This is a genomic window from Pedobacter frigiditerrae, assembly GCF_032678705.1.
Taxonomy (GTDB): Bacteria; Bacteroidota; Bacteroidia; order Sphingobacteriales; family Sphingobacteriaceae; genus Pedobacter; species Pedobacter frigiditerrae_A.
In genome coordinates this window covers 931,065-951,025 of record NZ_JAVTSS010000002.1, presented here as the reverse complement: position 1 = coordinate 951,025, position 19,961 = coordinate 931,065, and the positions used below count along the sequence as shown (strand labels likewise).

Here is a 19,961-nt window from a genome sequence, read left to right as displayed (position 1 = left end):
TTTTATTAATCAATGCGTTAAAAACAGCCTTAATTTACCCTAATCTTGTTAACTTTGAGGTCTATAATCTATAATTTTTATGAGTGAAGAAAAATCATTGAACTTTATTGAAGAGCTAATAGAGAATGATTTAAGTAGTGGAAAAACGAAAACCTTGGTAACTCGTTTTCCGCCAGAGCCTAACGGATACTTACACATTGGACATGCTAAAGCAATTTGCCTTAATTTTGGTTTAACCCAAAAATATGGTGGTTACACTAATCTACGTTTTGACGACACTAATCCAGTAACTGAAAAAACAGAATACGTAGACAGCCAACAGGCAGACATTCAATGGTTAGGCTTTCAATGGAAAAATGAATTATATGCCTCAGATTATTTTGATCAGCTACATTCTTTCGCCGTAAAACTGATTGAAGATGGCTTAGCTTATGTAGACCATAGCACAGCTGAAGAAATTGCAACTCAAAAAGGAACACCAACAGAACCAGGTACGCCAAGTGCTTACAGAGAACGTACTGTCGATGAAAACCTAGCTTTGTTTGCCAGCATGAAGAATGGCGAATTTGCTGATGGAACTTGTACATTAAGAGCTAAAATTGATTTGTCTAGTTCGAATATGTTGATGCGAGATCCGATTATATATCGTATTAAACACGCTCATCATCACCGTACTGGAGATGCTTGGTGCATTTATCCAATGTATGATTTTGCACATGGACAAAGTGATAGCATCGAAAACATCACACACTCTATTTGTACTTTAGAATATGTTTCTCACAGAGAATTGTACGATTGGTTTATTGAGAAATTAGGAATTTTTCCGTCTAAACAATATGAATTTGCTCGTTTAAATCTTACTTATACAGTAATGAGCAAACGTAAGTTAATGCAATTGGTTAACGAAAACATGGTTAGCGGTTGGGATGATCCACGAATGCCAACTATTAGTGGTTTGCGCAGAAGAGGTTATACACCAGAAAGCATTAAAGAGTTTTGTGAGCGCATAGGCATTGCCAAAAGAGAAAATCTAATTGAGTTAAGCTTATTAGAGTTTTGCATTCGCGAAGATTTAAATAAAAGAGCTACTCGTGTAATGGCTGTTTTAGATCCTATCAAATTAATCATTACCAATTATACCAAAGGTGAAGAAATTTTAATAGGAGAAAACAATCCAGAAGCTGAAGATAAAGGTGGAACTCGTGAAATTCCTTTCAGCAATGAACTTTGGATAGAGCGTGAAGATTTCATGGAAGAGCCAGCAAAAAAATGGTTCAGATTGGCGCCAGGTGCAACAGTAAGATTAAAACATGCTTACATTGTTAAATGTGAAGATTTCAAAAAAGATCAAAACGGGAACATAACAGAAATTCATTGTACTTATATTCCAGAATCTAAAAGTGGTGAAGATACAAGTGGCATAAATGTAAAAGGAACCATCCATTGGGTTAGTGCCAAACACGCAGAAACTGCGGAGGTTCGTTTATACGACCGATTATTCACCGTAGAATCTCCAGATAGTGAAGAAGGCGACTTTAAGGAATATTTAAATCCAGATAGTATGCAAGTGATTAAACAAGCATATATTGAACCTTATTTGGCTAATGCAGAACAAGGTATAGGTTATCAATTTATACGCAAAGGATACTTTAGCGTAGATAAAGATTCTAAGCCTGGAAACATTATTTTCAACAGGACTGTTGGTTTAAAAGAAGCTTGGAAACCGAAAGCTTAATGTAAAAGGGAAAATGTAAGATGGAAAATGGTCTCATTACATCTTACATTTCCGTCTTACGTTTTACATATATTTCTTGTATAAATTATACAGAATCAACTTATCTGGGTCTGTTAAGGTTGGCGTTAAATCATTACCCACAAAATGACGTTTGAAAGCTGTAACGGCTGCACCTAAATTTTTTACATCGTAACCAATAATGCGCAAGGCGGAAGTGGTATCAAAATCTGCAGGTGGCATTTGCAAAACATCATCAAACCACAATCCAAATCCTTTTTTAGCCAAAGTTTTCCAAGGGAAATTATTTGGGTCGGGTTTGCGTGTTGGGGCAAAATCAGCATGGCCAATAAAGTTAGCAGTTGGAATGCTGTATTTCTTTTTCAAGGTAGCCAATAAAGCGCAAAGGCTATTGATCTGTGCATCAGTCCAAACATCGGTTGTACCATTATTATCCATTTCTATACCAATAGAGCAAGAATTCATATCGGTAACACTTCCCCATTTACCAGCTCCGGCATGTTGCGCCCTTAAATAATCATTTACCATTTGCACCACTTTTCCATCTCTACTCACCACATAATGAGAACTAACTGCCGTTCTTGCAATAGTAAATGTTTTTATAGTTTGAGCTAAAGAATCTTGTGCGGTGTGATGGATGATTACAAAATTAGGTTTCCTAATTCCCATATTAACCGTACCCACAAAATACTGTTGGTTGTTAAGAGAATCTATGGTTTGTCCTTCTGGTGGAGTTGCTCTAATGGTTTTAGAGAAACCCTTCGCCATATTTTTATAAATTTTATCTGTTGCGGCATATTTATTGGTGCTACAGTTGGTTAAAAATAAACCGAATCCTAATAAAATGGCACTACTTAAAATTGACTTTTTTAACGGCATGGCTTTTGTTTAGTAATGATAATCAATAAAAATTTGCTTGTATTTTTTGCTAATTTAGTGCATTGAAATAAAATAAAATCAATTTCGTAACCAAATGAAGAATAATAACAAAACTGTTGCTTTACTTGTAGGCCTTTCTATAACGGCTAGCCTATTTTCTTGCAATAACGCAGAGCAAAAAACAGCTAATAACGACAAGAAAGATAAAGACAGTTTAATAGAATATGTTGCCCAACGATTACCAATTTACGAAAGGGTTCGGTTAAGTACAGATTTAAATGCACTTACCGTAAGCGAAAGAAAAGTGCTTCCTTTGTTAATTGAGGCTGCCAAAATAATGGACGAATTATTCTGGAAACAAGCCTATCCACAACGTGATAGCCTTTTAAGCACCATTAAGGACGAAAAAACGAAACAGTTTGTAATGATTAATTACGGTCCTTGGGATAGGTTAAATGGCGACAAACCCTTTGTAACTGGAATCGGTCCAAAACCTGAAAATGGAACTTTTTATCCTGCTGGGATGAAAAAAGAAGACCTTGAAAAGTCTGATGTAAAAGATAAATTTGGTTTGTATTCTGTGATTAGAACCGAGCAAGGCAAATTAATTTCAGTTCCTTATCACGTTATTTACGCTACTGAATTACAAAAAGCTAGCAGTTTGTTAAAACAAGCAGCATTAGTTGCTGACGATGCTGGTCTAAAAAAATACCTAAATCTTCGTGCCGATGCTTTGGTAAGCGATAACTATACCGCTAGTGATTATGCTTGGCTTGACATGAAAAACAATGGACTTGACATTATCATTGGTCCGATTGAAAACTACGACGATAAGTTATTCAATGCCCGTGCATCGTTTGAATCTTACGTTTTAGTTAAGGATAAAGTATGGAGCAAACGTTTGGCAAAATATGTTGCCATGCTACCTGAATTACAAAAAGGCTTACCAGTTGATGCGAAATATAAAAAAGAAACGCCTGGCACCGACTCTGAATTAAATGCTTACGATGTTGTTTATTATGCTGGAGATTGCAATGCTGGCTCGAAAACAATAGCGGTTAACTTACCTAACGATGAAGTTATTCAGCAGAAAAAAGGTACTCGCCGTTCGCAATTGAAAAATGCAATGCAAGCTAAGTTTGATAAAATCTTAGTGCCAATTGCAAATGAGTTAATTGATAAAGACCAAATTAAATACATCAAGTTTGATGCGTTCTTTGCCAATGTGATGTTCCACGAAGTAGCCCATGGTTTAGGCATTAAAAACACCATTACAGGAAAAGGAACTGTTCGCTCTGCGTTGAAGGAACAATACTCTTGGTTAGAAGAAGGCAAGGCCGATATTTTAGGTTTGTATATGGTAACTGGCTTGCTTAAAAAAGGCGAACTTACAGGCGACATTAAAGACTATTACACCACATTTATGGCTGGCTTGTTACGTTCGGTACGTTTTGGTGCAGCAGAATCTCATGGTAAAGCAAACATGCAATGCTTTAATTTCTTTAAAGAAAAAGGTGCATTTCAAAGGTCTGCTAATGGAACTTACAAAGTTGATTTCGACAAATTTGCAGTAGCAATGAATGAGCTAACCAACTTTATCATTACGCTTCAGGGCAATGGTGATAAAATCGCTGTAGAAAAAGCACAAAAAACCAATGGAATTATTGCAGCAGAATTGCAGGGCGACTTAGATAGGCTATCCAAAAAAGGTATCCCAGTTGATATTGTTTTTGACCAAGGTGTTGATGTTTTGGGAATGAAATAGATTAAAGAGGGAATAGTTAAGGGGCAATATGGAATAGACTATTACCTTAAAAATAAACAAAAGCCTGTATAAATTATACAGGCTTTTCATTTTAATAAATTATAAAATTTCTCTTAAACACTATTTTTAATTAACCACTAGTGTAATTGGCTTATCCCCACCAGATCTATCAGTTCTTAACAATACATCATTAACCCAAACCTTTCCATTTGTTGAGTTTACTCCAGCTTTTAAAAGCTCAACCTCTACTTTAAATGTACCCTTATTTTTAATGGTTAGGTAAGATGTAGCCTTTAAAGTAGTTTGATCAGCAGTAATATTTGGCTCGAAATTAACAGTTTTTCCATCAAAAATATTTGGATTATAATAATTGCTTATGCTTACTGGAACATAAGGTTCATCTAACTGGATACGAGGATCTATTGACGGAACCAGTCTTTTACCATCAATTAAATATTCTAAAATCAAATCTTCGGTTAGAACAGGGTTTAATGGACCATTAATCAAATCTACCCCATTGTTATTCACCAATTTAAAGTTAATAACCTCTCGTGGGGTGCTATTTATTTCTACTTCTTTCTTTTTACAACTAATTATACCAATTGAACAAAGAATAATTATTAATAATTTTTTCATGACTGTAATTTTAATGTACTACAATCTAGAATATTAAAATCCAAAAAAACAATTTAATTACAGAATTAAACCTTTAGTTAAAGAAATTAATTTTAAACATAAAACATTAACAATAAGTCAATTACAAAAAATTATAACATCGATTTTTAATTAACTTATTTAGGGAGTCCCGATTAAACTATTCAAGAATTGAACCCGAAAACTTGTATGTTATCAGCTATTTATAAATTTTTTCTTATACTAATAATCCCCTTCTTCAAAAAAAGATAAAAAACCTTGTAACCTTTTCTTGATTATGCTCGTCTATAAGACACAAACTATTGAAGAGGTGAGCAACCTTTTAAACTAAACTTAAATTTTAGGAAATGAAAAAAATTTGCGTGCAAGCGTAGTGGAATTTTTATGCCCTATTTTTAAACCTAAAACAAATAAAATGAGACCTATTTACTTTTTATTATTAGCACTATTACTTGGAAACATTGCATCAGCCAATGAACAAGCCAAACAAGGAACCGTAAATGGAACCATATTAGATGAACAAAACAAACCTGTAGATTTTGTGACCGTTGGACTATTTAAATCAACAGATTCATCTTTGGTAAAAACTGCCTTGACTACGGCAGATGGAAAGTTTGAATTTGCCAACATTAACACTGGCTCCTATTATATCAAAGCCAATAATATGGGCTACGAAAATTATAAAGGAAAAGCTTTTGTTTTAAACGAGCAGAATTTAACTCTTGCTTTAGGTGAGATTAAACTTAAACCTACCAGCAAAACCTTAAATACGGTAAGTGTTACAGCGATTAAACCTTTAATTGAACGCAAAACAGATAAGGTGGTTATGAATGTAGAAAACAGCAGCATCGCAATTGGTTCTACAGCGTTAGAGGTTTTGCAAAAGGCACCAGGTGTAACTGTAGACCAAAACGACAATATCTCTATGCAAGGCAAACAAGGTGTAATGGTCATGATAGATGGCAAACAAACTTACATGAGCAATGCTGATGTTGCCAACTTATTGCGAAACATGCAAAGCTCGCAGTTAGAAACAATAGAATTAATTACCAATCCATCTTCTAAATATCCTGCCGCTGGGAATGCAGGAATCATCAACATCAAGACAAAAAAGAGCAAAAGTGCGGGTACAAATGGTAGCGTTAATGCATCAGCTGGTTATGGTAAAAATTTCAGGGGAAGTGCAGGAATCAATCTAAACCATAGAACAGCAAAGGTGAATATTTTTGGAAATTACAACTATAACAATATCGAGCGAGACAACTTTATTGCTATTGATAGAATCTCAAACGGTACTCCAAACACTTATTTTTCTCAAGCTGGAGACATGAACAGAAAGATGAATAACAATAATTACAAAGCTGGTCTGGACTTCTTTATTGATAAGAAAAATACAATTGGTGTTTTGGTAAATGGTTATTCGAACAGTGGAACCGAACACTCTTTAACTAACACAAAAATTGGCCCGAGCTTTTCTGTTATAGACTCTTCTTTAGTTGCTAATAACTTACAAACCAATAAGTACAATAACATGGCCTACAACATTAACTATAAATCTGTGTTAGATACCGCTGGTTCAGAAATATCGGTCGATTTAGATTATTCTAAGTACAAAGGAAATGATGGTACTGCCTTTGAAAACGCTTTTTTACTAGCTAACGGCATTATAAAAAAGCCAACAGAATATACACGTAATGGTACGCCTTCGGAAATTAATATCAAGGCTTTTAAAGTTGACTATAATGTGTCTTTAAGTAAAACTTTGAAGTTAGAAGCTGGGCTAAAAAGTAGTTGGGTTAAAACAGATAACAACTTAAGGGCAGAACAACTTCTTGCTACTGTTTGGCAAAACGATGCACGCCGCAGCAATCAATTTGTTTACGACGAGAATGTAAATGCAGCCTATACAAATCTTAACAAACAGTTTAAAAATACAAGTATACAACTAGGCTTAAGGGTTGAGCAGACTTCGTCGAAAGGAAACTTAATTACCACTAAAAACGTTGTAGAAAGAAATTACTGGGACTTTTTCCCTACTTTCTTTGTGCAGCAAACCTTGTCTAAAAATAATCAGGTTGGCTTTTCTTACAGCCGAAGGATTGATAGACCAGGCTACGATGCCTTAAATCCTTTTCTTTATTACTTAGACCAATATACTTATAGCAAGGGAAATCCTTTCTTAAATCCGCAGTATACCAACAGCTTTGAAGTAAGCTATACGCTATTGCAGAAATACAATTTATCCGTAAACTATAGTAGAACAAATGATGCGATTACGGAAGTTATATTACCTGATGCAGCACAAAAAGCTTTATATCAAACCAATGCAAACCTTGCTAAAAACACATCTTATGGTGCAAATTTAAACATCCCTGTTAAAATTGGTAAATGGTGGGATATTAATAATAATTTAAACGTTTTCCACTTGAGTTTTGAATCCCCGAACTTAGCTGGACAGGCATTAAACACTGGAAAAACCGCCTACCAATTTAGAATGCAAAACACCTTTTTAATCGCTAAAGGTTTAACAGCCGAGCTAAGTGGAAGTTACGAATCGCCATTAGATTATGGTACACTTAGCCTTAGGTCGCGTTATTCAGTAGATGCAGGGATAAGCAAGTCTTTATTTAACAAAAAAGCAAGTTTAAAATTGGCGCTGAGCGATGTGTTTAACACCAATGACAGCGAGTTGACAAGTGCCTATCCAGGGTTGAAATACGATTTGTACCAGAAAAACGAAACTCAGATTGGTAGAATTAGTTTCTCTTATCGTTTTGGTAAAAATGAAATCAAACCTGCTCGTCGTCGTTCTACCGGAACAGAATCTGAGCAAGGAAGAATGAAAAATTAAAATTAAAAGCGGGAATAATATTAGAAAAGGCAAACCTGTGTTTCATTTCAATGTTAGTCCCGCTTTTACTTCAAGTCCTCTCCCGATGAAGAAATCGGGATGTGGGCTTTTCGTGCAATCGGGTTTAGTACACTTGATCTGCTGCTATTAGGCACGGTTTCCCTGCACTGGTTTAAGTTAAATAGCCCAGATTGAAGCGTAATCCTTTTTGTCATCCTGAGCTTGTCGAAGGACAAAAAGATTGAGCGGAAAGCTGGACTAACTTTAATCATTGCATCTCAACTTGCGCTTCAAAAGAAATTATTTCTCTATGTGTGCGCTTACAATTTCTTCCAAGGCGTGTATGTCAAAAGGCTTCGCTAAAAAGCTATCAGCGCCTGCTTTTTTTGCTAGTGTACTTACATCGTTATTAGCCGAAAAATAAATAACAGGAATGTTTTTTAAATCTGGATGAGATTTTAGCTCTTGCGTAGCTTCAATGCCACCAACATCGGGTAACCAGTTATCCATAAAGATTAAATCTGGCATGTAGGCCGATACTTGGTCTACGATATTGTTTGAGGTTGCAGAAGTTTTAATTTCGTAACCAGCATCTTCTAAAATCAGCGTACAAAGTTCTAGAATATCATTATTATCATCAAAAATAAATACTTTTTTAGGCATTTCTTGAGCGTTTAATTTAGTTTGTTTATATAATCTGCCATTTGTTCTATGTCTAATATTTCATCAACATTAACCCTTAAAATTGCTTGATTTGGCATATAATCTACTTGGGCTGTTTTTGGGTTTTGCACGGCTACTTCTCCACCGAATTCTTTAACCATAGTTAATCCATTTACACCATCGGCATTAGAGCCAGACAATAGTAAACAAACTAGTTTATCTTTATATACTTCTGCCGCAGACTGAAAGGTTACATCTATAGATGGTCTAGAATAATTAACTTTCTCTGAATAGTCTAGGGAAAAGGTAAAATCTTTTTCGAATAGAAGGTGATAATCTGAAGGGACAATGTATATCGTTTTAGCAAGTATATTCTCTTTTTCTTCTGCTTCTTTAACTTTTAATTTTGTTTTTGTAGACAATAAATCTGAAAGCAAAGAATCGGTTCCTTTTTTACGATGAAGCACAATTATGATTGGGAATTTAATATCCAAATTGATGCTAGGAAGCACTTTTATTAATACATCCAAGCTTCCTGCAGAACCTCCAATTACTAATGCTTCACAATTTTTCATTTACTGTTTTCCTCCAAATTTTCTCCATTTCCAATCTTTTATACCTTTTACTGATTGGTGAAAAATCTGTTGTTTCTTTAGTACCCAAAGCCAAGAAACCCAAGTTTTCTAAACTATTATCAAACAATTGTAACACTTTAAACTGCAAGTCCCTGTCGAAATAAATAAGTACGTTTCTGCATAAAATTAGCTGAAATTCATTAAAAGAGTGATCTGAGACTAAGTTATGAGTTGAAAAAATCATTTTTTCTTTTAGGTCTACATCAAATTTTGCCAATGAATAGTTTGCGCTATAATACGATGAAAAATCTGCTTTTCCGCCAGATGCGATATAATTCTCAGAGTATTGTTTCATTTGGCTTAGTGGAAACATGCCTAGGGCAGCTTTTTCTAAAACAGTTGGGTTAATGTCTGTGGCATAAATTAGCGATTTATGCAGCAAATTAAGCTCTTTTAAAACAATTGCCATAGAATAAGCCTCCTCGCCAGTTGAGCAACCTGCCAACCAAATTCTGATGAAAGGATAAGTTGCCAAAGTTGGCAAAACGCGCTCCCTTAAAGCTTTGTAGAAATTAGGGTCGCGAAACATTTCTGTAACATTAACTGTAATTTGTTCTACAAAACGTTTAAAATAAAGATTGTCACTTCCTATTTTATACCTAAACTCAGCAAAACTTACTTGCTTATCCAAACTATATAACCTACTTAGCCTTCGTTTTAATGATGCTCTAGAGTAACCAGTAAAATCATAGCCATATTGCTCTAAAACATCATCAATCAATGTTTCTACCTGTTCGTCATTTATAGGAGGTAAATTAGACACTAGCAATATTTATTTAAAAGCAATACCAACTCATCTACATTTACAGGTTTTGAAATATAACCAACTGCACCAGCATTTAAGCAACGTTCTTTATCGCCTAGCATTGCTTGAGCAGTTACCGCAATAACAGGAATATCCTTCATTAACGGTTCTGTTTTCATTTTTTTCATTGCTTGGTAACCGTCCATATCGGGCATCATCATATCCATTAACACCACGCTAACATCTTTATCTTGCTGTAAAATATCAAACCCTTCTTTTGCACTTTGAGCTGATAGGCAATTATATTTTTTTGCTTTTAAAACCGCAGTTAAAGCAAATATATTTCTGCTATCGTCGTCTATTATTAATATTTTCTTTGTTTTAACTTCCATAAATCTTTAAAACAACTGGTGTTAAACTCTATCATATAACCAAACCCTTAACAGCGAAACCAACTGGTCTATATCTACAGGTTTTGAGATATAATCTGAAGCACCCGCGGAGATGCATTTTTCTCTATCTCCCATCATGGCCTTAGCAGTAACAGCTAAAATTGGCAAATGTTTGTAGGCTGGCATTTCTCTTATTAGGGTTGTAGTTTGGTAACCATCCAGCTCTGGCATCATCATGTCCATTAACACGACATCTACTTTCGGGTTCTCTTCTAAAACCTTCAAGGCCTCCTTACCATCAACAGCTGGCAAAATTTTCATTTGATGTTGCTCTAAGGCTTTAGTAAGCGAGAAAATGTTACGAACATCATCATCTGCTATTAATACAACTTTATCCTTTAAAACCTCATTCAATCCACCCAAATTATTTCTTAATAAAGGTTTGGTTTGTTTGTCTTTTTCCTCTACCAAATGTAAGAACAAGCCCGCCTCGTCTAAAATACGTTGATAAGAATGAGCTGTTTTTACCACAATGGAATCTGCATATTGCTTAATCCTAGTTTCTTCTCCTTTAGAAATGCTTTTGCCTGTAAAGATAATGATAGGCAAATTCTCTAATCCATCACTTTTTTTAATGGTTTCTAGGGTTTCATAAGCATTCTTGTCAGGTATTCCCATATCTAGGATAACACATTCAACTTCTTTCTTTTTCAGGGCCTCAATACTTTGGCTAACGTTCTCTACAACCAAAGTTTGAATGTTAGAACTGCTTAAGAAGTAACTTAGCGCCTTTGCATGTTGTTGGTTCTCTTCTACGATGAGCACCTTTTTCGGATGCCTGCTTAATGCGTCTTCAAGCTTCTCAAAAATTTGCTTCATGTGGTCTAGCGCCACAGGTTTATCAATAAAATCCACTGCACCTTTTAACAAACTCTCTCTTTTAACTGAAAGCGATGACATGATATGAACCGGAATTGGTCTTGTTTTAGGATTAGATTTTAGTTCTTCCATCACTTGCCAACCGTCTTTAATTGGCAATTGAATGTCTAACAAAATTGCAAGGGGATTATATTGATTGGCCATTTCTATACCCACATCTCCTCTAACGGCAACAATGCCTTTGTAATTTCTTTTACGAGTAAAACCGAGCAATGTTTTTGCAAACATCGTGTCGTCTTCTATAATTAAAATAACCTTATCATTAGGGTTAATGTCATTCCTATCATCTTCAATGTCTCCAGGAATGTGGTCAACAGTATAGCGCTCTATTTGTTCTGTTACAAAGTCAATTTGGTTTTTTATTTCTTCCTCTTTATTACTTGCCTGTTCCTCTAAAAAAGCCTCATTGTCAGAAAAGTTGGTCGGTAACGTAAGCGTAAACTCACTTCCAACATTTTCTTCACTTACCAACTGTATTTCTCCTCCAAGTAATTTCGCTAGTTCCCTGCTAATAGATAGACCCAAACCAGTACCACCAAACCTGCGTCGGGTAGAGCCATCTGCTTGTTGAAAGGCTTCAAAAATCACATTTTGTTTATCCTTTGCTATTCCTATCCCAGTATCTTTAACTTTGAATATTAATGTTTTATAATGTAAGTCTGTATTTAATGAAAGTAAAACCTTGCCTTGTGCGGTAAATTTAAAAGCATTAGACAACAGGTTCTTTAAAATCTGCTCCAGCCTCATTTTATCAGTGTTCATCAGTTTTGGAACATCGCTATTTACAAAAACCTCCAAATCCAATTTTTTATCTTTTGCTATTGGATTAAATAAGGATTGCATATCCGTAACAACTTCTTCTATGGCTACGTCTGCAACTTCCAAACTCATCTTTCCAGCTTCAATCTTAGATAAATCTAAAATCTCGTCTATTAAACTCAACAAGCCTTGACCCGAACTCTGAATTACAGCGGCATACTCTGTATATTCTTGCTCCAAATCCTCGTTATCTGCCATTAATTTAGACAATAATAAAATTGAATTTAAAGGTGTTCTTAGCTCGTGAGACATATTAGCCAAAAACTCAGATTTATACTTCGTGCTCTGCTCCAGCTGTTCTGCTTTTTGTTGAATTTCTAGATTCCGTTCTTGAATTAATTGGTTCTTTTCTTCTAGCAAACCTGTGCGTTCTTCTAATTCTTGATTGCTCTGCAAAAGCTCTTCTTGCTGTACTCGTAACTCTTCCTCTGATGCTTGTATTTTTTGAGATTGGGCTTCCAATTCTGAGTTTAAACCTTCCAATTCACTGTGTTGAGCTTGTAGCTCTTCAGCTTGCGCTTGCGTTTCTTCTAAAAAGTCTTGAAGTCTCTTCCGGTTTTGTGCCACGTGTATAGCAATACCGATGTTTCCAGAAATAGAATTTAAAAAGTCGAGCTTTCTCGGTGTATATTCATTTAATGACGCCAGTTCTATAACACCGATAACAAATCCATCCCTATGTAATGGAAAAGCTATAACGTTTTTTGGCTGTGTTTGTCCGGTAGCATAGCTGATGGTTATTTCACCAGCAGGAATATCTTGCAATAAAATTAACTTTTGCGATTGCAAACATTGCCCAATTAAGCCTTGTCCTGAGGCAATTTTATCTTTTACGCTGTCTGAATTAAGCGCATAGGAGCCAGTTAGGTAGAGATTTTTATCATCATCTAAAATGTAAAGCGCCGCAACATGGCTTTTGGTATGCACTACAATTTCAGTTAACATATCATTGGCTAAAGTTTTTAAATCTTTTTCGCCAACCATCTGGTCGTTAAGCTTGGCAATGCCAGATTGCAACCACTCTTTATCTTCTAGCAAACCAAAAGAATATTGTAGTGATTCGGCCATTGCATTTAAAGAGCCAGATAAACTTCCTAAACCATCTTTGGTATCATCGTCTAACCTAACTTTATAATCTCCACTAGATATTTGACGAGCAATACCTTGTATTACGTTTATTCTCTTTTCAGTTTCTCTATTAAGAACTTCTAACTCCTGTTGCAGTTTAACTCTTACATCAAAATCTGAAGCCACCTTTCTATAAAAGAAAATGGTAATTAATAATGATAAGATTGCTGCGAGAACAATTAATAAAGGCGTATAATTAGATAGCTTGGTTAAATCGGCATTACGTATGGCCAGCAATCTATTTTCTTCCTGCTGCATATTATTAATGATGCTCCTCGCCTCATCCATATACACTTTTCCAGCCAACAAACTTGCTTCGGAGACGGTACCTTTATTCTGCTTAAAAATTATGGTTTCATCAATAACTTCAAATCTGTTATCGATTATCTTTTTTAATTCTCCAATTTTCTTTTGTTGATAAGGATTATCAAGTGTTGCAGATTTAACATTATCAAAGGTTGAAATAATTTTTTCTTTTGCGCCATTATATGGTTCTAAAAAAACTTTATTGCCAGTAAGTAAATATCCTCTTTGGCCAGTTTCTGCATCCTTTAAAAAAGAAATAATTTGATTTACGTTATTGAGAACACCATTTGTATGTGAAACAAGCTCAGCGTTTTTGATTAAATTTTTAATGCTAACATAAGAAGCTAGTGAGCTAATGATCAATAAGAGCAAAGATAAACCTAAGCCAAGGCGAAGGTTACTTTTGAAAGATAGTTTCATTTTATATAGTAAATTTTAATCATTAAAATCGCTATTTGAATTTGTAGGCATTAGGAAGTAAAACTCCGATCCTTTACCATAGGTGCTATTTACACCAACCTGACCACCGTGCCTTTTTATAATTTCTGAGGAAATATATAATCCGATTCCTAAACCTTGAAAACGCTGAGAAGTTTCCTCAACTCGGTAAAATTTATCAAATACATGGGCTAACTGTTCTGGCAACATTCCGATACCATAATCTTTAACTGCCACATATAATTGTTCGTCTTTGACATTTATGGTGAGTTCAATTTCAGATGTTCCAGGAGAATATTTTATGGCATTGGTTAAAAAGTTAACAATAACTTGTTCAACACGCATTTCATCTCCAAAAATTTCGCAATTTGCAATCCCTTTTTTATGAATTTTAAACTCTGGATTAGATTGATGCATTACTTCGATTACATTATCTAATAACTGATCAATAGAAAAGTTTTGTTTATTAAATTTAAGCTTTCCACTTTCAATTTTAGAAATATCTAACAAATCGGCAATTAAACTGTTTAATTTTTCTAACTGGATCTGCGCTTTAGCCAAATGCTTTTTAACAGTTTCCGTATCGCCCTTGTTTACACTTCTTTCTAACAACTGAACATATCCTTTAACGCTAGTTAATGGCGTTTTTAGTTCATGGCTAGCAATGCTGATGAATTCGTCTTTTTTACGTTCAGCTTCTTTTCGGAATTCAATTTCTTCTATCAGTGTTTTCTGCATTTCATTAAGCTTTCTATTTTGCTCATAAATGCGATAAAAAGTTTTCACTTTTAGTAGAAGAATATTTATATCAACTGGTTTTGTGATATAATCTAAACCACCAGACGAATAGCCTTTAGCAATAAATTTAAATTCGGTATTGGCAGCTGATAAGAAAATGATAGCTGTTTCTTTGGCTTTACTGTATCCAGAAATTGCTTCTGCAACTTCAAAGCCATCCATTCCTGGCATTTGAACATCAAGAATAATTAAGACGTAAGAGTTCCTTAAAACCTTCTTTAAAGCCTCTTCACCAGAGGATGCCGTATCTACCTCAAAATTATTTTTTTCGAGAACTTTTTTTAATGAAATTAAATTCTCTGGTGTATCATCTACGATTAGAATCATTTAAAACTTGGCGCTATTTTATCATTCTTTAATTTGGTAATTCTAGGTAGAGAACCAATATAAGAATACAAAACAAATGTTTTAATGAATTGTTTTGAAAAACTTTAAAAATATTTTAAAGGAAAGCCACAGATTCCTAGATTAATAACCAGATTAATAATAAATCAATCTGCGGCTGAAAAATTTTATGCTACAATCGTGACGCATTAAAAGTATCGCCTTGTTTAATATCGCCGCTTTCAAAACCTTTTTTAAACCAGTACATTCTTTGTGCAGAAGTACCGTGAGTAAAAGCATCGGGAACAACTTCGCCTTGCGACTGTTTTTGCAATTTGTCATCGCCTATGGCATTGGCTGCATTTAAGGCTTCGTCTATATCTCCAGCATCAAGCCTGAAATCTTTTAAGTTTTGAGCGTGATGCGCCCAAAGACCTGCATAAAAATCTGCTTGTAATTCTAATTTAACAGATAGTTTGTTGTATTCTACTTCGCTTAATCTACCTCTAGCTTCTTCCATTTTAGCAGATGTGCCTAACAAATTCTGTACATGGTGACCAACCTCATGTGCTATCACATACGCTTGTGCAAAATCTCCAGCAGCACCGAAACGATTTTTTAATTCGTCATAAAACGATAAATCTATATATACTTTATGGTCGCCTGGACAGTAAAAAGGACCAACAGCAGAACTTGCGCTACCACAAGCAGATTGAACTCCGTCTCTAAACAGTCTTAAAACAGGTTCTTCGTAGGTCCCGCCCAAAGCCTGAAACTGTTCTTGCCAAACCTGTTCGGTTGATTCTAGAATTCCTGCAACAAACTTACCTTGTTCATCTTGAGGCGTTCCTTTTTTTACTTCCCCCTGCTCGGTTGCTGGTATTTGACTTACCAGGCCTGTAAAGTCTTGACCAAATATTAGACCCAAAATGACAACAATAACACCAACTCCACCACCTAAGGCTATTTTTCCGCCACTACTACTTCTGCCGTCTTCTACATTGCTACTTCCTTTTCCGAACCATTGCATAATTTTATGATTTAATTTGGAAATTGATTGACAATTTTAATACCAATATTTAGTTAAAGGCAGCAATTCCTTTTTCTATTCTGCTTTCTGTTTCAGCTTTGCCTAAAAGTTTTGCGATATCAAAAACACCTGGCCCGAATTTTCCGCCAACAAGCATGATGCGTAGCGGTAACATTAATTCTCCTGGTTTAAATCCTTTGGCCTCTGCTAATGCTTTAAATTCTAACTCCGATTCTTGAGCTGTAGCCGTTTCATTTATATTCTGACCAAATTCTTTAAAAAATGCAGCTTTTTCTGGACTCCATTTTGGTTTAACCGCAGCCGAATCATATTCAGTTGGAGCGGTAAAAAAGTAGACACTTTGAGCAACAAAATCGCCCAATAAATTACAACGGTCCTTAACTGTATCAATTACTTTTAATAAAAATTCCTCATCATTAGCTTTAATTCCATTTTCAGTTAAAGCATTTTTTACTGGCAACTGTAAACTGTTCGCTGAAGACTGCTTAATCCACTCATGATTATACCATTTCGCTTTTTCGAAATCGAATTTGGCTCCTGCTTTGCTAATGCGTTCAATTGAGAATAATTCTATCAACTCTGCTAAAGTGAAAATTTCTTTATCAGTTCCATCGTTCCAACCTAACATAGCCAAAAGATTAACAAAAGCTTCAGGCATAAAACCTAATTCTTTAAATCCTTTGGTTACATCGCCAGTTTTTGGGTCGTTCCAATTCATTGCATAAACTGGGAAACCTAATCTATCACCATCACGTTTACTTAATTTCCCATTGCCATCAGGTTTTAAAATCAATGGTAAATGTGCCCATTTTGGCATCGAGTCTTCCCATCCCAAATATTTCCAAAGTAAAATATGGATTGGCGCAGAAGGCAACCATTCTTCTCCCCTAAAAGCGTGACTAATTTCCATTGCTTTATCATCAGCAACTACCGCTAAGTGATACGTTGGCATTCCATCAGCTTTTAGCAATACTTTATCATCAACTAAGTTAGTATCAAAACTAACCAGGCCTCTAATCATATCTAAAAAAGAAACTTGTTCGTTTTCTGGAATTTTTATTCTTACAACGTGAGGTGTATTTTCTGCCAATAATTTATCAACTTCTTCTTGAGCTAAAGTCAAAGAATTTTTCATCTCCATACGGCTTTTTTGTCCGTATAAAAAATTAGGTTCAACTGCTCTTTTTGCACTTAGCTCTTCTGGAGTGTCGAAAGCATAATAAGCATAACCATCAGCAATTAGCTGCTCTGCGTATTGCTTATAGCTAGCTTTACGCTCACTCTGGCGGTAAGGACCATAAGCTCCTGGGTTTTGCGGACTTTCATCAGGAGTAATTCCACACCAATTTAAACAGTCGACAATGTATTCTTCTGCACCTTCAACAAAACGAGTTTGGTCAGTATCTTCTACACGTAAAACAAAGGTTCCATTGTGCTTTTTAGCAAACAAATAGTTAAAAAGGGCGGTTCTAACGCCACCTAAATGTAGGCCTCCTGTTGGGCTTGGGGCAAATCTTACTCTGATATTCTTTTCCATTACAGCGCAAAGATAAGATTTCAACGCAAGATGAGAGATGAAAATGGAAAACGCTGAACGTAAAACACTAAATAGACTTAATCTCAGTTGTTGTTATGATATATTTTCCATCTTAAATTTTACATTTTTTCGTAATTTGCCCTAATCGTTATGAATCCATACCAAAAAAAACGCCGCTGGAAAATATTCTTACTTGTATTTGCAATCGTAATTGGTGGTGCATCTGTATTCTATTCTGACTTTTTTGTTAAAAAGATGGAACGGGAAGAAGCCGCTCAATTTCAACTTAGGATTAAAGTATTAGAGCAGCAGATGAGAATGATGGAAAACCAACAGCTAACTGAAGTTTTTGAAACCATCAAAAAAAACAACAAGATGGATATGATTATCACCAAACCTGATGGTTCCATTTATCTATGGTATGGGCTTGATTCTACAAAAACGTTTTATAATGTAGATGATAAAAATCAAAAGCAACAATATGATTCATTATACTTTGTTCATCAATTACGCAAGATGAAAGCTCAGCATAAGCCAGCAATTATGCGAGGTATTTATGATGAAAAGCTAATTGTTTACTACAAAGATTCTTTCATTTTAACACAGTTGAGGTTTTTTCCCTATATCCAATTAGGCGTAATTGGTCTATTTCTAATTACCGCTTATGTAGCATTTAGCTCGGCCCGAAGAGCAGAACAAGACCAAGTTTGGGTGGGTATGGCAAAGGAAACTGCGCACCAATTGGGTACGCCAATTTCATCGCTCATGGCATGGACAGAGTTAATGAAATCTAAGTTTGATGCCGAAGATGACCCATTGATTGCAGAAATGGAGAATGACATTCATCGGTTGGAAATTATAACAGACCGTTTTTCAAAAATTGGGTCTAAACCAATATTAGAAGACCATGTTGTGTTTATTGTGGTTAAAAATTTTGTAGATTATTTTAAAGTTAGAACATCAGATAAAGTCACTTTTATAATACAAGGCGATAACCAAGTTAGGGCGATGTTAAGTATTCCATTATTCGATTGGGTAATAGAAAATTTATTAAAAAATGCGGCTAATGCAATTGAAAATGAAGGTACGATTACCATTAATATCATCGAACACTTAACCAAAGAAGAGGTATTTATTGATGTTAGCGACACTGGAAAAGGTATTGCTCGTTCTAAGTTCGATACAGTTTTTCAGCCAGGATATACTACCAGAAAACGTGGCTGGGGTTTAGGCTTATCATTAACTAAAAGGATTGTAGAAAATTACCACAGTGGGCAAATTTTTGTGAAAGACTCAGAGCTAGGTAAAGGAACAACATTCAGAATCATATTAAAAAGTAGTATAACGTATGAACCCACCACAAACACAGGAGTACCCAGAATGGGGTAAAACTTACATCAAACTTGTAGAAGGGGATGTAATTGAATTATTGACAAAACAAGCTGGCGATTTTCCAAATTTCATTAACAACTTAATTGAAAAAGGCGATTATGCTTATGCACCAGGAAAATGGACCATTAAAGAACTAATTGGGCATATTATTGATACGGAGCGTATTTTGGTTTATCGATTATTGTGCATTGCCAGAGGTGAAAAAGCTGCTTTACCTGGTTTTGAAGAGGATGATTATGTAAATAGTGCTCATTTTAAAGATAGAAGCTTATTTAGTTTTTCTGATGAATTTGCCTTGATGAGAAAATCAAATATGTATTTAATTAACTCTTTAAATGAAGAGGAATTAAGTAAAGTTGGGAATGCGAATGGAAAAGATATGACTGCAAGGTCTTTAGTTTTTGTACTGGCTGGGCATATTCTTCATCATATTAATGTGATTAATGAACGTTATTTATGATTTGGTTTAAGGAGTTTACTCCAGCAATGCTGAATGATAGACCAAAAAATCATATAGGTGCCTTATTGGGGATTGAGTTTACCGAAATCGGTGATGACTATATTTGCGCCACAATGCCTGTTGATGAAAGAACACATCAGCCTGCCGGGATTTTACACGGTGGTGCCTCTGTAGTTTTAGCAGAAACCTTGGGCAGTATCGCATCTTATATGTGCATCGACCCAAATAAACATATTGCTGTCGGATTGGAAGTTAACGCGAACCATATTCGCCCAGTAAGTTCGGGTTTTGTGAAAGGAATTTGTAAACCATTACACATTGGTGGAAAAACCCAAATCTGGGAGATTAAAATGTACAACGATAAAGGAAAGATGAATTGCGTGAGCAGGTTAACGGTTGCCATTTTGCCAAAACCAATTTGAGTCAGAAAAA

General features: G+C 35.2%; 16 protein-coding genes. 6 read left to right on the top strand and 10 right to left on the bottom strand.

The features are described from left to right. Nucleotides 1-79 precede the first annotated feature (79 nt). Nucleotides 80-1,735 (top strand): glutamine--tRNA ligase/YqeY domain fusion protein, encoded by a 1,656-nt coding sequence (locus tag R2Q59_RS14780; protein WP_316786041.1) that lies wholly within the window; start codon nt 80-82, stop codon nt 1,733-1,735. A gap of 63 nt (nt 1,736-1,798) precedes the next feature. On the opposite strand, the gene R2Q59_RS14775 is transcribed toward R2Q59_RS14780, so the two are convergent. Beyond that, complete coding sequence (locus tag R2Q59_RS14775; RefSeq protein ID WP_316770326.1) at nt 1,799-2,632, bottom strand: N-acetylmuramoyl-L-alanine amidase; 834 nt, start codon at nt 2,630-2,632, stop codon at nt 1,799-1,801. Between the two features lie 94 nt (nt 2,633-2,726). Here R2Q59_RS14775 and R2Q59_RS14770 point away from each other — a divergent pair, with 94 nt between their 5' ends. Then, entirely contained in the window at nt 2,727-4,397 is a 1,671-nt protein-coding gene (locus tag R2Q59_RS14770) for a dipeptidyl-peptidase 3 family protein (RefSeq protein ID WP_316786040.1), read from the top strand. Between the two features lie 126 nt (nt 4,398-4,523). Here R2Q59_RS14770 and R2Q59_RS14765 read toward each other — a convergent pair whose 3' ends face one another. Further along, complete coding sequence (locus tag R2Q59_RS14765) at nt 4,524-5,033, bottom strand: hypothetical protein (RefSeq protein WP_316786039.1); 510 nt, start codon at nt 5,031-5,033, stop codon at nt 4,524-4,526. Between the two features lie 433 nt (nt 5,034-5,466). Here R2Q59_RS14765 and R2Q59_RS14760 point away from each other — a divergent pair, with 433 nt between their 5' ends. Next, on the top strand, nt 5,467-7,902 hold the full coding sequence (locus R2Q59_RS14760; protein WP_316786038.1) for an outer membrane beta-barrel protein: 2,436 nt from the start codon (nt 5,467-5,469) through the stop codon (nt 7,900-7,902). 300 nt (nt 7,903-8,202) lie between these two features. Here the strand turns inward: R2Q59_RS14760 and R2Q59_RS14755 are convergent, their stop codons facing one another. The 8 genes from R2Q59_RS14755 to gltX form a co-directional block, all read right to left on the bottom strand. After that, complete coding sequence (locus R2Q59_RS14755; protein ID WP_316770317.1) at nt 8,203-8,565, bottom strand: response regulator; 363 nt, start codon at nt 8,563-8,565, stop codon at nt 8,203-8,205. Nucleotides 8,566-8,576: 11 nt separating this feature from the next. Then, on the bottom strand, nt 8,577-9,140 hold the full coding sequence (locus R2Q59_RS14750; protein ID WP_316770315.1) for a chemotaxis protein CheB: 564 nt from the start codon (nt 9,138-9,140) through the stop codon (nt 8,577-8,579). Next, nucleotides 9,127-9,969 (bottom strand): protein-glutamate O-methyltransferase CheR, encoded by an 843-nt coding sequence (locus tag R2Q59_RS14745; protein ID WP_316770312.1) that lies wholly within the window; start codon nt 9,967-9,969, stop codon nt 9,127-9,129. The genes R2Q59_RS14750 and R2Q59_RS14745 overlap by 14 nt, the downstream gene beginning before the upstream one ends. Beyond that, nucleotides 9,963-10,337, bottom strand: coding sequence for a two-component system response regulator (locus R2Q59_RS14740; RefSeq protein WP_316770310.1), 375 nt, complete (start codon nt 10,335-10,337; stop codon nt 9,963-9,965). Before R2Q59_RS14740 ends, R2Q59_RS14745 begins: the two co-directional genes overlap by 7 nt. Before the next feature lie 21 nt (nt 10,338-10,358). Continuing rightward, on the bottom strand, nt 10,359-13,949 hold the full coding sequence (locus R2Q59_RS14735) for a response regulator (protein WP_316786037.1): 3,591 nt from the start codon (nt 13,947-13,949) through the stop codon (nt 10,359-10,361). 15 nt (nt 13,950-13,964) lie between these two features. Continuing rightward, nucleotides 13,965-15,092, bottom strand: coding sequence for a hybrid sensor histidine kinase/response regulator (locus R2Q59_RS14730; protein WP_316770306.1), 1,128 nt, complete (start codon nt 15,090-15,092; stop codon nt 13,965-13,967). 190 nt (nt 15,093-15,282) lie between these two features. Further along, nucleotides 15,283-16,119 carry a neutral zinc metallopeptidase gene (locus R2Q59_RS14725; protein WP_316786036.1) on the bottom strand — a complete coding sequence of 279 codons (837 nt, stop codon included), beginning with the start codon at nt 16,117-16,119 and terminating at the stop codon, nt 15,283-15,285. 49 nt (nt 16,120-16,168) lie between these two features. Beyond that, complete coding sequence (gene gltX / locus R2Q59_RS14720; RefSeq protein WP_316786035.1) at nt 16,169-17,677, bottom strand: glutamate--tRNA ligase; 1,509 nt, start codon at nt 17,675-17,677, stop codon at nt 16,169-16,171. 150 nt (nt 17,678-17,827) lie between these two features. On the opposite strand from gltX, the gene R2Q59_RS14715 reads away from it, so the two are divergent. From R2Q59_RS14715 to R2Q59_RS14705, 3 genes are read left to right on the top strand one after another with little or no spacing between them, the layout of a single operon-like run. After that, nucleotides 17,828-19,066 (top strand): HAMP domain-containing sensor histidine kinase, encoded by a 1,239-nt coding sequence (locus R2Q59_RS14715; protein ID WP_316770301.1) that lies wholly within the window; start codon nt 17,828-17,830, stop codon nt 19,064-19,066. Next, nucleotides 19,026-19,529, top strand: coding sequence for a DinB family protein (locus R2Q59_RS14710; protein WP_316786034.1), 504 nt, complete (start codon nt 19,026-19,028; stop codon nt 19,527-19,529). The genes R2Q59_RS14715 and R2Q59_RS14710 overlap by 41 nt, the downstream gene beginning before the upstream one ends. Further along, nucleotides 19,526-19,951 carry a hotdog fold thioesterase gene (locus R2Q59_RS14705; RefSeq protein WP_316770296.1) on the top strand — a complete coding sequence of 142 codons (426 nt, stop codon included), beginning with the start codon at nt 19,526-19,528 and terminating at the stop codon, nt 19,949-19,951. Before R2Q59_RS14710 ends, R2Q59_RS14705 begins: the two co-directional genes overlap by 4 nt. Nucleotides 19,952-19,961: the final 10 nt, after the last annotated feature.

What these genes read in the sequence shown, in the direction of transcription:
- R2Q59_RS14735 (WP_316786037.1), bottom strand. Translation starts at nt 13,949, where the DNA reads ATGAAACTATCTTTCAAAAGTAACCTTCGCCTTGGCTTAGGTTTATCT.
- R2Q59_RS14710 (WP_316786034.1), top strand. Translation starts at nt 19,026, where the DNA reads ATGAACCCACCACAAACACAGGAGTACCCAGAATGGGGTAAAACTTAC.
- R2Q59_RS14760 (WP_316786038.1), top strand. Translation starts at nt 5,467, where the DNA reads ATGAGACCTATTTACTTTTTATTATTAGCACTATTACTTGGAAACATT.
- R2Q59_RS14755 (WP_316770317.1), bottom strand. Translation starts at nt 8,565, where the DNA reads ATGCCTAAAAAAGTATTTATTTTTGATGATAATAATGATATTCTAGAA.
- R2Q59_RS14705 (WP_316770296.1), top strand. Translation starts at nt 19,526, where the DNA reads ATGATTTGGTTTAAGGAGTTTACTCCAGCAATGCTGAATGATAGACCA.
- R2Q59_RS14750 (WP_316770315.1), bottom strand. Translation starts at nt 9,140, where the DNA reads ATGAAAAATTGTGAAGCATTAGTAATTGGAGGTTCTGCAGGAAGCTTG.
- R2Q59_RS14715 (WP_316770301.1), top strand. Translation starts at nt 17,828, where the DNA reads ATGAATCCATACCAAAAAAAACGCCGCTGGAAAATATTCTTACTTGTA.
- R2Q59_RS14730 (WP_316770306.1), bottom strand. Translation starts at nt 15,092, where the DNA reads ATGATTCTAATCGTAGATGATACACCAGAGAATTTAATTTCATTAAAA.
- gltX (WP_316786035.1), bottom strand. Translation starts at nt 17,677, where the DNA reads ATGGAAAAGAATATCAGAGTAAGATTTGCCCCAAGCCCAACAGGAGGC.
- R2Q59_RS14780 (WP_316786041.1), top strand. Translation starts at nt 80, where the DNA reads ATGAGTGAAGAAAAATCATTGAACTTTATTGAAGAGCTAATAGAGAAT.
- R2Q59_RS14740 (WP_316770310.1), bottom strand. Translation starts at nt 10,337, where the DNA reads ATGGAAGTTAAAACAAAGAAAATATTAATAATAGACGACGATAGCAGA.
- R2Q59_RS14725 (WP_316786036.1), bottom strand. Translation starts at nt 16,119, where the DNA reads ATGCAATGGTTCGGAAAAGGAAGTAGCAATGTAGAAGACGGCAGAAGT.
- R2Q59_RS14775 (WP_316770326.1), bottom strand. Translation starts at nt 2,632, where the DNA reads ATGCCGTTAAAAAAGTCAATTTTAAGTAGTGCCATTTTATTAGGATTC.
- R2Q59_RS14765 (WP_316786039.1), bottom strand. Translation starts at nt 5,033, where the DNA reads ATGAAAAAATTATTAATAATTATTCTTTGTTCAATTGGTATAATTAGT.
- R2Q59_RS14770 (WP_316786040.1), top strand. Translation starts at nt 2,727, where the DNA reads ATGAAGAATAATAACAAAACTGTTGCTTTACTTGTAGGCCTTTCTATA.